This is a genomic window from Cronbergia sp. UHCC 0137 (assembly GCF_034932285.1).
Classification (GTDB): Bacteria; Cyanobacteriota; Cyanobacteriia; order Cyanobacteriales; family Nostocaceae; genus Cronbergia.
Window position 1 is genome coordinate 116,474 of the sequence record NZ_JAYGHC010000009.1, and the last position, 11,665, is coordinate 128,138.

At 39.7% G+C, this 11,665-nt stretch carries 11 protein-coding genes; 7 read left to right on the plus strand and 4 right to left on the minus strand.

Translation table 11 applies throughout. The annotated features are described in order from the left end of the window. Positions 1 to 51 precede the first annotated feature (51 nt). Positions 52 to 300, plus strand: a complete 249-nt coding sequence (locus tag VB711_RS06640; RefSeq protein ID WP_323285005.1) for a helix-turn-helix transcriptional regulator — start codon at positions 52 to 54, stop codon at positions 298 to 300. Between the two features lie 93 nt (positions 301 to 393). Then, positions 394 to 1,311, plus strand: coding sequence for a homoserine kinase (gene thrB / locus VB711_RS06645; RefSeq protein ID WP_323285006.1), 918 nt, complete (start codon positions 394 to 396; stop codon positions 1,309 to 1,311). A 94-nt stretch (positions 1,312 to 1,405) separates the two neighbouring features. Here thrB and VB711_RS06650 read toward each other — a convergent pair whose 3' ends face one another. The 4 genes from VB711_RS06650 to rimO form a co-directional block, all read right to left on the minus strand. Continuing rightward, the gene (locus VB711_RS06650; RefSeq protein WP_323285007.1) at positions 1,406 to 1,645 is read right to left on the minus strand and encodes a hypothetical protein; all 240 of its coding nucleotides are present in this window, start codon (positions 1,643 to 1,645) and stop codon (positions 1,406 to 1,408) included. 88 nt (positions 1,646 to 1,733) lie between these two features. Continuing rightward, positions 1,734 to 2,015, minus strand: a complete 282-nt coding sequence (locus tag VB711_RS06655; protein ID WP_323285009.1) for a hypothetical protein — start codon at positions 2,013 to 2,015, stop codon at positions 1,734 to 1,736. Between the two features lie 397 nt (positions 2,016 to 2,412). Beyond that, a complete protein-coding gene (locus VB711_RS06660) occupies positions 2,413 to 3,948 on the minus strand; it encodes a DEAD/DEAH box helicase (protein WP_323285010.1) in 1,536 nt (511 codons plus the stop codon). A gap of 63 nt (positions 3,949 to 4,011) precedes the next feature. After that, complete coding sequence (gene rimO / locus VB711_RS06665) at positions 4,012 to 5,334, minus strand: 30S ribosomal protein S12 methylthiotransferase RimO (RefSeq protein ID WP_323285011.1); 1,323 nt, start codon at positions 5,332 to 5,334, stop codon at positions 4,012 to 4,014. Between the two features lie 513 nt (positions 5,335 to 5,847). Between rimO and VB711_RS06670 the strand changes: the two genes are divergently transcribed. The 5 genes from VB711_RS06670 (at position 5,848) to VB711_RS06690 (ending at position 11,608) form a co-directional block, all read left to right on the plus strand. After that, entirely contained in the window at positions 5,848 to 5,976 is a 129-nt protein-coding gene (locus VB711_RS06670; protein ID WP_323285012.1) for a hypothetical protein, read from the plus strand. Between the two features lie 405 nt (positions 5,977 to 6,381). Further along, positions 6,382 to 7,179 (plus strand): photosystem I biogenesis protein BtpA, encoded by a 798-nt coding sequence (gene btpA / locus VB711_RS06675; RefSeq protein ID WP_323285013.1) that lies wholly within the window; start codon positions 6,382 to 6,384, stop codon positions 7,177 to 7,179. Positions 7,180 to 7,402: 223 nt separating this feature from the next. Continuing rightward, positions 7,403 to 8,395 carry a vitamin K epoxide reductase family protein gene (locus VB711_RS06680; RefSeq protein WP_323285014.1) on the plus strand — a complete coding sequence of 331 codons (993 nt, stop codon included), beginning with the start codon at positions 7,403 to 7,405 and terminating at the stop codon, positions 8,393 to 8,395. 352 nt (positions 8,396 to 8,747) lie between these two features. After that, positions 8,748 to 10,955, plus strand: a complete 2,208-nt coding sequence (locus VB711_RS06685; RefSeq protein ID WP_323285015.1) for a CHASE2 domain-containing protein — start codon at positions 8,748 to 8,750, stop codon at positions 10,953 to 10,955. Between the two features lie 422 nt (positions 10,956 to 11,377). Next, the gene (locus tag VB711_RS06690) at positions 11,378 to 11,608 is read left to right on the plus strand and encodes a hypothetical protein (RefSeq protein WP_323285016.1); all 231 of its coding nucleotides are present in this window, start codon (positions 11,378 to 11,380) and stop codon (positions 11,606 to 11,608) included. The last annotated feature ends 57 nt before the right edge of the window (positions 11,609 to 11,665 follow it).

The window sequence follows — 11,665 nt, forward strand, 5'->3', positions numbered from 1 at the left end:
TCGATTAACCGTCAACGGGTTAACGCAATTTAAATAAAAAAGACTCAACGCATGGATATGAAGGAATTACGAGAACGTCAAAAACTGAGAACTGTTGACGTTGCTAGTCGAATTGGTATAGGTGAATCAACTGTGAGAAACTGGGAAAAAGGCAGAACAATTCCTAAGTTAAGAATTGACCAGTTTAATCAGCTTTTGAAATTATATCAATGCAATTTTGAAGACCTAACGCAAGCTGTGGAGAAAACAAATATCACTTATGGCACAACCAGCCAAACCCAGCAATTAGAGGAATCTTGATTTTTCGATAAAATCCCCAAACAAAGCGAAAACTCATCCTCAAGTGCCACCAATATATGAGATGCTAGTTAATCGGTTGGTGAGTATTTACAAATGTCTATTATTTCTACCGTAAATGTTAAAGTTCCTGCCACAACTGCGAACTTGGGTCCGGGATTTGATTGTATTGGTGCAGCTTTGGGATTATACAACGAATTTAAGTTCACCACGGATGCAGATGGTTTAATTATTCAAGTTTCCGGTGCAGAAGCCCAAAAGGTGCAAACTGATGACAGCAATATGCTCTATCAGGCGTTTGCCAAGTTATATCAATATATAGATATCACACCGCCATCGGTGAAAATTGAAATTGTGATGGGTGTACCCTTAGCGCGGGGTTTGGGAAGTTCGGCAACTGCGATTGTTGGGGGGTTAGTTGCTGCTAATCAATTGGCTGGTGTGCCTCTGTCTGAGTTGCAGGTGATGGAATTAGCGATCGCTATGGAAGGACATCCTGATAATGTAGTACCAGCTTTAATTGGTGGATGTCGTCTAGCAGCCACCAGCGAGACAGGTTGGGAAATTTGCGATATTCCCTGGCATGAAAATATCGTACCAGTCGTAGCAATTCCCGATTTTGAACTTTCCACTTCCGAAGCAAGACGAGTTTTACCCACCGAATTTAGTCGCGCCGATGCGATTTTTAATACCGCTCATTTGGGTTTATTGTTGCGGGGTTTGCAAACAGGTAACAAAGAATGGTTAAAAGCGGCTTTACAAGATAAATTACATCAGCCTTATCGTAAAAGCTTAATTCCTGGTTACGATGCGGTGAATGCGGCTGCTGTGGCTGCTGGTGCTTATGGGATGGTGATCAGTGGTGCAGGACCCACCTTACTCGCTTTGACAGATGCAGCAAATACTCGGCCAGTTGAAAAGGCAATGTTAACTGCTTGGCAAGAAGTGGGAATTACATCAATTGCGCGATCGCTCCCCCTCGATACCCAAGGCGCAACCATAGTTAATATTTAACATGAGTTAGGGCGATCACAGCGATCGCCATCTTTAAAAAAACAGAGCATTGACCATCCATCCTAATGAATAGACTATCAATGCCAAAATATTCTCAGGATGCCCAGCAAGTTTTTTCAGGGAACAATCCATTTTTCCAATGTTGCCGAACTTTTACTGCTGCGCGTTGAAAAAATGCCTGGGGGTTTTGAGCAGGTATTTCTTCAAGTTCCTTAACTTCTCCACTAGATTTATTTAGCCACAAAGATCCTAAATTATCTTCATTGGGTCCAAAGCGGTAAGTAACCCCAGTTTCATCCTCTTCGTCTTTTAAAATCAATACATAAAAAGCCATAAGACATAACAGATGATGATGTCGTCTGCAAAAGTTGGATACTTGAGTTTTAACTCATTTGAACTATATTTTATATCAGATATCAGACTTATATCAAACTTGGACTCCAAACGCGACCAGAGCGTAATGTTGCATTATGAGCGGTAGAGTAGTCGGTATGAAAGATTCCTTCAAACCGCGATTCAAAATATTCATGCTCAAGTAATCGCAAATCTTCGATATTAAAATTACCTTGCTTTAGTCGATTCCAAGTATCGGCTATATCAGGATCAGGGTCGAAACGGTCAACTCTATCATTTAATAAATGTGTACAGTAGAATAAGTGGTCTTTAATCCGCCTAACACGAGACTCTCTCCAACCTGTGTTCATAGAGATAAGAGCTACATCATCAGAGTTAAGACGAATAGCAGCGTACTCTTCAGGAGCGTATTCCTCCCAACGTTGTATATAATTCACTTGTTATGATTTAATATAAAAGTTTACATATAAGCTAAATATACCATATTTTCATTAACACTTAAAATAATAAATCGTAAAAAAATATTAATAATAATCTTAATTGCTCCCCCTCGATACCCAAGGTGCAACCATAGGTTAGGGGGCAGGGGAGGCAGGGGAGGAAGAAGATATGCGTGACCTAAAACCCCTGTAAAGACGTTCCTCATGTAGGGATTCTCGGTTCTGCAATCTTTACCGGAGATGTCTAATGCCAAAGTTTAATTAAATTGCCCGGTAAAACCACAATTCACCGGACAATAACTAACTACTATGAACCTAGTTTTTTATTACCAGAGGCCATAGAAGATTCTCGATCGCTAATCCGTAATTTGGGCTTAGAAGAAGAGTTTTTGCGTCTGTCGTCATCGCCACCGTTGTCTGATTTAGACCAAGAAGAGCGATCGCGACGTTCTGGGCGATCGCTACTACCACCATCACGACGTTTGTTTAACTTGGGCTTAGAAGATCCCATATCCTCTACTGGCATATCTGCCTCTGATTGCTGTAGCCAAGCTGGACGGGTTTCATCATAAGCGATTTGTAATGCTGCTGCTGCGATCGCATGGGCATCATATTTTTCAATCAACTCACTGATAATTGGTAAAAATGAAGCCAACCGTTCCCCAGTCAAAGCTTCCGCTACCTGTGCTTGCAACTTATTGATATGTCTGGCTTCAATTTGCGCCCTGGTAGGAATTGTCATTATCTGCCAAGGTTGGCGGTTATGGCGTTCAAAAGCCTGTTGTTTGCGACGTTCAAAGGGTTGCACCAAAGAAATTGCTGTTCCTTCTTTGCCAGCGCGACCTGTCCGGCCAATGCGGTGAACGTAAGTTTCTGCACTATCTGGTAAATCGAAGTTGATTACATGAGAAAGTAGATCCACATCTAAACCCCGTGCAGCAATATCAGTTGCTACCACCCACCGTACTTGCCGATTACGGAAACGGGTTAATAACCTTTCCCGTGCTTGTTGAGATAAATCCCCGTGGTACTCATCCACACTATGACCAGCAGATTGTAACTGATTAGTCAACTCAGCCGCCGTGCGTCTAGTGCGGACAAAGATTAAAGCTGTTTCTGGATCTTCCATTTCCAGAATTGGTTGTAAGGCTTTAGCTTTTGTCCAGTGACGAGGAATTAAATAAGCTACTTGATTGATTTTATTCGGTGCGGCCTTTGGCTGTTCCACGGTGACAGTCACCGGTGAATTTAAAAACTTGTTAACCAACATCCGAATTGATGGTGGCATCGTAGCTGAAAATAACGCAGTTTGACGTTCTTTAGGTGCTTGAGAAAGGATTCTTTCTACATCGTCAATGAAGCCCATGCTCAACATTTCATCAGCTTCATCTAACACAAACCACTTCACTTGATCGAGCTTTAAATTGCCCCGTTCTAGCAAATCAATGATCCGTCCGGGAGTACCCACAACCATGTGTACACCGCGTTTGAGTTGCATCATTTGGCGTTCAATTGATTGACCACCATAAATTGCTAAAACTCGTAAACCATCATCACCCATAAATTGGGAAATGGCATCGTGAACTTGGATGGCTAATTCCCGGGTTGGGGTTAACACTAAGGCTTGTACTGCCCTTTTGTTAATATCCAACCGTTCTAAAATTGGCAAAGAAAAGGCTGCTGTTTTCCCTGTACCTGTTTGAGATTGACCCACTACATCACGACCTGCCAGCAATTGGGGAATTGCTTGAGTTTGAATGTTTGTCGGGGCAGTAAAGCCAATTTTTTCTAATTTCTCAGCACGTTCTTGGGAAATGCCTAGTTCTTGGAAAGATAAAGTCATCAATTCTCCTAGATTTTATTAGTTATTTGGACTGGTTATTTTGGACTTGCAAACCGATACTTATTAGTTACTATTAACAACTTGACCATAGAGGTCGTAGGCATCGGCATTGTCTATTTTTACTGACACGATGGTTCCTAGCCTAGCCTCACCTTTAACATAGACTTGACCATCGACTTCGGGCGAAAACCTACCGGAACGACCGATTAATTCTCCACCTTCTGGGTTTTCTTGCTCAATCAGGACATCAACTATTTTGCCGATTTCCTGTTGATTTCTTTGGAGGGAAATTGGTTGTTGAATTTCCATCAATTTGTGACGGCGTTCTGCCATGACTTCTTGAGGAACTTGATTAGATAAGTTGTAGGCGGGTGTTCCCTCTTCTGGTGAAAAGGTGAAGACTCCGACATGATCAAATTCATGCCGCTCGGTAAATTCTAGTAAGTGCTGAAAATGCTCTTGGGTCTCTCCAGGGAAACCAACAATAAATGTTGTCCGCAATACTGATGTGGGTAAGGCTGTTTTGATCCGATCAATAATGCCATCATTTACCCGTCCTTGCCAAGGGCGGTTCATGGAGCGGAGGATTTCTGGATGAGAATGTTGTAAGGGCAAATCTAAATACGGTAGAACGTTCGGTGTTTCTTGAATTGCTGCTATCACTTCCGGGGTAAGTCCGGTGGGATAGGCGTAGTGCATTCTGATCCAGGGTACATCTACTTTCCCTAAAGCACGCAGTAATTCCGCCAATTTTGGCTGACCATAAATGTCCAAGCCATAATTTGTGGTGATTTGGGAAATCAGAATTATTTCTTTAACACCTTGTCTGGTCAGTTCTTGGGCTTCGGCGACTATTGATTCAATGGTACGCGATCGCTGGTTTCCTCGTAAATGAGGAATAATACAAAATGCACAACGATAATCACATCCCTCGGCTACCCGCAGATAAGCTACGCCTTCGGTTGTTGTCCGATAGCGTGGTGTGGTTTCATCGGCGATGTAGGTGGGCTCGGCGCTAATCTGTTTAACCCTTTCTCCCTGTTCTACTCGCTCAATTACTTCGACAATTTTGTGATAATCTCCTGTACCTACCACGGCTACTGCTTCCGGTAACTCTTCCAATAATTGCTCTTGAAAGTGTTGCGCCATGCAGCCGGTGATCACGATCTTTTTGTTTTCTTCTGCCAGTTCTACTAAGGTTCTGACTGATTCTTCTCTGGCAGCTTCGATAAAACTACAAGTGTTGACAATTACATAATCAGCTAACTCTTCATTTGTATCGACACCGTAGCCTGCTTCTACCAACAGCCCTAACATATGTTCTGTATCAATGCGATTTTTTTCGCATCCCAGGTGAGAAATGGCAATTGTTGGCTTATCACCCATATTTAGCAAAGTTGTTCATGTTTTTTCCTTTTCAATTCAACGTTCCAGAACTACTAAATAATGGTGTAAATATCCCACTTTTAAAAGTCCTGTTTGTCAATAGTTTTCACTTTCGTTGCAACGAAATTATAGATACAATTGGAAATAGCCGCAAAGCCTATTAATATAAACTTTTTGACTTTTTACTTCCGCCAAATGGCACTCTCATTAACTGCTAGTAAATGCCCGTGGAATCTCAGCCCTAATCAATAATTAATATAGATTTGGGTGACTTGATCAAACAGAATACAGTAGTCAGAAATCAGCATGAATTATCTACGACTGCCGTATGTATAATTGGGTTTAAAACCCCCACAAAATCATAGATTTGGTGGTTACTGACTCCTTCTTCAATATATTTTTATTAGTCTGTTTCCCTGGGCAAGAAAGAGAGTTTTGGGGTAAATTTTACACTCGTTATATTATTTTAATAATTAGCCTGTTGGTATTTTAAATTACCACAGTCTTGGCGTTGTGAATTTACCCAATGCCTTAGGCACGCTACGCGAAAGGGAAGCCGCCCAAGGGGCTGTTGTGAGAAGTCGCTACCCTCAAAAAAATCGCGATCGCAACTACACCTGTCAAGCAGTAATGCTGCCCTAGAATTTGGGTCTGACCTACGAATGATTGGACGTAGGATGGACACATAAATCGCGGGAAGCTGCCTTGCGTCTTGTGAGTGGCACACTCCTCTTGTAACCAGGTTTCATCTTAACATATCTTAGGGAAGGTTTGATCAGAATTTCCATCTTCAGGTGGAAGCAACAAACTAAAAAAAATAAAATTAAGTGTGACTGATGCAAGTAGGGGGCTATGCTGGAGGCAGGAGACACAAATCTATAATACTGGCAATACGAGTATTTTTAGGGATTTCCTATGAAAAAAATCTCCGACAATGAAATAATGCCAATTATAGAGGTGGACAGCTTTTTATTGGTTAGTTGGATCAAAGGTGCTACTTAATCAAAAAATTATACAATTGGGACTTTGCCAAGCAAATTTAAAGACGTGGACTTACATCAGTTATTTAAAACTCAAACACCAATTATTGGCGTAGTTCATCTGCTGCCATTACCGACCTCGCCCCGTTGGGGAGGTAGCCTCAAGGCGGTGATTGACCGCGCTGAACAAGAAGCAACAGCCCTGGCTAGTGGGGGTGTAGATGGCATTATTGTGGAAAATTTTTTCGACGCGCCATTTACCAAAAACCAAGTTGATCCAGCAGTTGTGAGTGCAATAACTGTGGTGGTGCAGCGAATACAGAATTTAGTAACTTTGCCTGTGGGTTTAAATGTGTTAAGGAACGATGGCAAAAGTGCGATCGCGATCGCTAGTTGTGTCAAGGCACAATTTATCCGCGTTAACGTCCTGACGGGAGTAATGGCAACTGATCAAGGTTTAATTGAAGGAGAAGCCCATCAATTACTGCGCTATCGACGGGAATTAGGATGTGATGTGAAAATTTTTGCTGATGTGTTGGTAAAACACGCCCATCCTTTGAGTTCTCCCCATCTGACGGTGGCTGTTAAAGATACGATTGAGCGAGGTTTGGCGGATGCGGTAATTTTATCTGGATGGGCAACTGGTAGTCCTCCTAATCTAGAAGATTTGGAACTAGCTTGTGAGGCTGCGGCAAATACACCTGTATTGATTGGTAGTGGCGCTAATTGGGAAAATATTGGTACTTTGATGAAAGCAGCAAATGGTGTCATAGTTTCCAGTTCTCTCAAACGTCATGGTCAGATTGAACAACCAATTGATCCAATTCGCGTTAGTCAGTTTGTAGAAGCGGCACAACGCAGGTAGGTAGGGGGCAGGGGGCAGGGGGCAGGGGGCAGGGGGCAGGGGAGGCAGGGGAGGCAGGGGAGGCAGGGGAGGCAGGGGAGGCAGGGGAGGAATAATTAATTTATCACCAATTCCCAATTCCCAATCACCAATTCCCAATCACCAATTCCCAATTCCCAATTCCCAATCACCAATCACCAATTACCAATCACCAATCACCAATCACCAATCACCAAATTAACTTATGATTCGTCGTCGTTCTACTCCTTGGATTCATAAATGGTCGCGTCCATTGATTGGGGCGATCGCTGGATGTGGTGCTTTAACAACAGGTTATCTCACCTTTGAAAAACTATCAGGACGCAGCGCGTCCTGTGTGGCCGAAGCTGGTGCTAAAGGTTGTAATGATGTTCTTTCTAGCCCTTGGGCAACGGTTTTTGGTCAGCCTTTGGCTTTATTTGGGTTTTTAGCTTATATTAGTATGCTGATATTGGCTTTTGCTCCTTTAGCAATTAACTCAGATGAAAGCAAAAATATCAGGAAAAGCTTAGAAAATGTGACTTGGTGGTTGCTCTTGGTAGGAGCGATCGCTATGTCGGTTTTTAGTGGATATTTAATGTATGTACTGGCATCTCAAATCAAAGCTATTTGTCCTTACTGTATCGGTTCGGCTTTGTTCTCTTTGAGTATGTTAGTATTAACTGTTGTCGGTCGTGATTGGGAAGATATTGGACAAATACTTTTTACTGGCGTAATTGTCGGCATGGTGACAATAATTGGTACTTTAGGTGTTTATGCTAATGTCAACCAATTAAACAATTCAACAGTATCAACACCAGGAAAACCTGAGCGAATTTCCTTTAATACCAAAGCACAACCTAACCCAGAATTTGGTTGGGAAATTACTACAACCTCTGGTGAAGCAGAAATCTCTCTTGCTCGTCATCTAGTTGATCAAGGTGCAAAAGAATATGTTGCTTATTGGTGTCCTCATTGCCATGAACAAAAGCTACTTTTTGGAAAAGAAGCTGCTAAAATTCTCAAAAATAATAATGTTCAGGTAGAGTGCGCTGCTGATAGCCCAAATGGTAAACCAGAATTGTGTCAAGCCGCAAAAATTCAAGGCTTCCCCTCTTGGATTATCAATGGTACAATTTATAGCGGAGTTCAAAATTTAGAAGAACTAGCCAAAATTACTGGTTATACAGGTTCTCGCAATTTTAAATATTTCCGGTAGTCGTTAAAGGGTTTTTAGAAAGTTATCAACATCTAACAAAAACCTGTCCCTCTTCTCGTTCAGGAGAGGGATAATCTTTTTCTAGCAGTGAAGCTTTACAATACTTTGATTTTTACTTAATAGTTTTTAACATAAACTTCTTATAAAAATAGTTAAATTTTAGTAACATATAAAATAATACCAAATGTTATACTAGGTCAGTAATTAGGCAGAATAAATTACACATATTCTTTTCCTGTTCCCTCTCTCCACGTAGGAAGTTTCTCTATAGTTCAATACCATTGTTATGACTAAGAGTTTTAATCGAATTAATAGCTATAGGCAAGAGATAGTATTTTCTCTTATCTAGATTATGATAAAAAATCAACAATCAGACAAGTCTTTAGTCAAATTAATCGCTGAATTAAATCAATTACTGGGGTGCAAATACCAAGAATGGATTACTGCTACTGTTATTGCAATAATTGTAATACTTTTGCGTTCCCTGGGATTATTACAACCTTTGGAATTAGCGACTTTAGATCAATTGTTTAATTTGCGTCCAACCGAAGGAATAGAAGAACGTATTACTATTGTAGAGATTGATGAAGCATCTTTGCGCGAAGTTGGTTCTTGGCCGATTCCTGATAGAGCGATCGCTCAATTATTACAAAAATTACAAAAACAACAACCCCGGGCTATTGGACTAGACATTTACAGAGATTTACCAGTAAATCCAGGTTATCAAGAATTGGTGAATGCGTATAACTCAATTCCTAATTTAATTGGGATTGAACTATTAGCAAATAATAAAAATACCAGTGTTTCACCTCCACCAGTATTAGATCAGATTGGCAAAGTTGGTTTTAGTAATGTGCTGTATGACTTGGATGGTAAAGTACGCCGAAGTTTGTTATATTTGCACATTAACAATCAAGTTCATGAAAGTTTTGCCCTAAAATTAGCTTTATTATATTTAAAATCAGAAGGAATTACTCCCCAAACAGCAGCTAGTAATCCTCAATATTTACAGTTAGGTAAAGCAGTATTTACTAGATTTGAAAAAAATAATGGTGGTTATGTAGATGCTGATGATAGAGGCTACCAAATTTTATCTAATTTTCCTAAACCCCGTTGTGATCATTCATCTATTACACTGTGTTGTTATCGTCATGTATCTCTGAATGATGTATTAGCTAATCAAGTTCCCAAAGATTGGATTAATGATCGGATTATCCTGATCGGTTCTACGGCTGCTAGTGTCCAGGATTTTGTATTTATTCCTTATTCTAGTAGTCTGATTGGCAGAACTAAACCAATAGCTGGTGTGCAACTACAAGCTTATTTTATCCATGAATTAATTGCTTCTGCTTTACAAGGAAGACCATTACTTAAAGTTTGGACTGATCTGATGGAAAATTTGTGGATTTTCCTATGGTCTTATTTGGGAATAATGATCATCTGTCGGTTCAGATATGTGAAAAGAAGTGCTGTGATTGTAGTGATTTGTGCTGGCTTTTTAAGCTTAACGGCTTATGTGGCTTTTTTAGCTGGTTGGTGGATACCAATAGTTCCGGCAGGATTTTCCTTTGGTGCTTCAGCGATCGCTATTACCTGTTATTTAGCTTATATACAGGCAGAATTGAAACGCTCAAAGGAGTTTTTGTATCAAGTAATTAATGCGATTCCTGACCCAATTTTCGTTAAAAATGCACAAAATCAATGGATTGTTTTAAATGAAGCCTATTGTGAATTTATTGGTTATCCCCATAATTTATTAATGCAAAAATCAGAATATGAGCTTTTTCCTCAACATGAGGCTGATGTGTTTCGAGAACAGGATGCACTTGTTTTCCGCACTCACCAATCCCATGAACATGAAGAGGAATTTACAGATATTCATGGTAAAAAACATCTGATAGCTACCAAGCGATCGCTCCACAAAGATGCTGCTGGTAATTTATTTTTAATCGGGGTAATTAGAGACATTACTCAACGGAAGCAAGTCGAAGAAGAACTCAAACGTACAGCTACGGAATTATACCGTTTTAACCATGAATTAAGACTCCAAGAAGTCCACCTGCGTCAGATGGCATATTATGATCCTCTCACTGGTTTATCTAATCGCAAATTTTTTGTAGAAAACCTTTGTGAATCCTTACTTTGGGCGCAAAACAATAATTTATTACTAGGTTTATTGTTTATTGATTTAGATGGGTTTAAGCAGGTAAATGACACCTTGGGACACGAAATGGGCGATCGCTTGTTGGTAATTATCGCTCAACGGCTGAAAAATTGCCTCCGGGCTAGTGATACAGTTTCTCGTTTGGGTGGTGATGAGTTTACTGTGATTTTACCAGCGATCGCTCAAGTGCAAGTAGCTGCTCAAGTTGCTAATAAACTTTTAAGTATCATCACAGAGCCAATAGTTTTAGATGGAAATACTATCAGTGTTTCAGCGAGTATTGGCATCAGCATCTACCCAATTAATAGCCAAGATTGTGAAACCTTGATTAAACAAGCAGATTTGGCAATGTATAGCGCTAAAAACCTCGGTAAAAACCGCTATGAATTTGTATAATTAGTCAAAAGTATATTTTTAAATTTTATTTTTTTTACAGAATTGGAAAAAAGCGAGACAATTGTGTTAAATTTTATTAATGTAAGTAATTTATTATTACTAAAAATGTTGCCTTATAAAAAGTATCCTAACAATTACTAATTTTTTGTACTTTTTGATTAAACCTACCAGGTATTTAGATTCAATATGATTTAAGCTTTGGTTAACGGTAAATTAATCAGGAAGATTTATCTTGGTAATTAGTTACCTTAATAAAAATCCCTAACTTAGGGTAGATATTTAAAAGATGCAAGAATATCTAAACTACAAGTATTTTTAAAACCAACCAAAATTTTCAGCAAAGTTATTAATTTAAATTCAAGTATTTAGTAATAAGTTGATCAGTTTTACTAATGGCAATTAGAAATCGGGAGTAAGTTAATATGTTAGTCAATTTACTACAATCACGGGAACACAAAATCAGGGTAATCAGTATTTTAATTTTGTGTTTAACGATGTATATTTTAGTCCCAAAAATTTCTGCTGCGGCTATTACTTCCAATAGTTTTAATTCAAGTTATCCCAATAAAGTAAACTATAAAGTAGTACAAAGTAAATATACTCCACCAGATAATGGTGCGCCTGATAGTGAGCATGGTAGTGGAACAAGGTAAGGTATCCGAATTAATCGAGATCCCCCCACTAAATTCCTCAAAGTCCCCCTTTGTAAG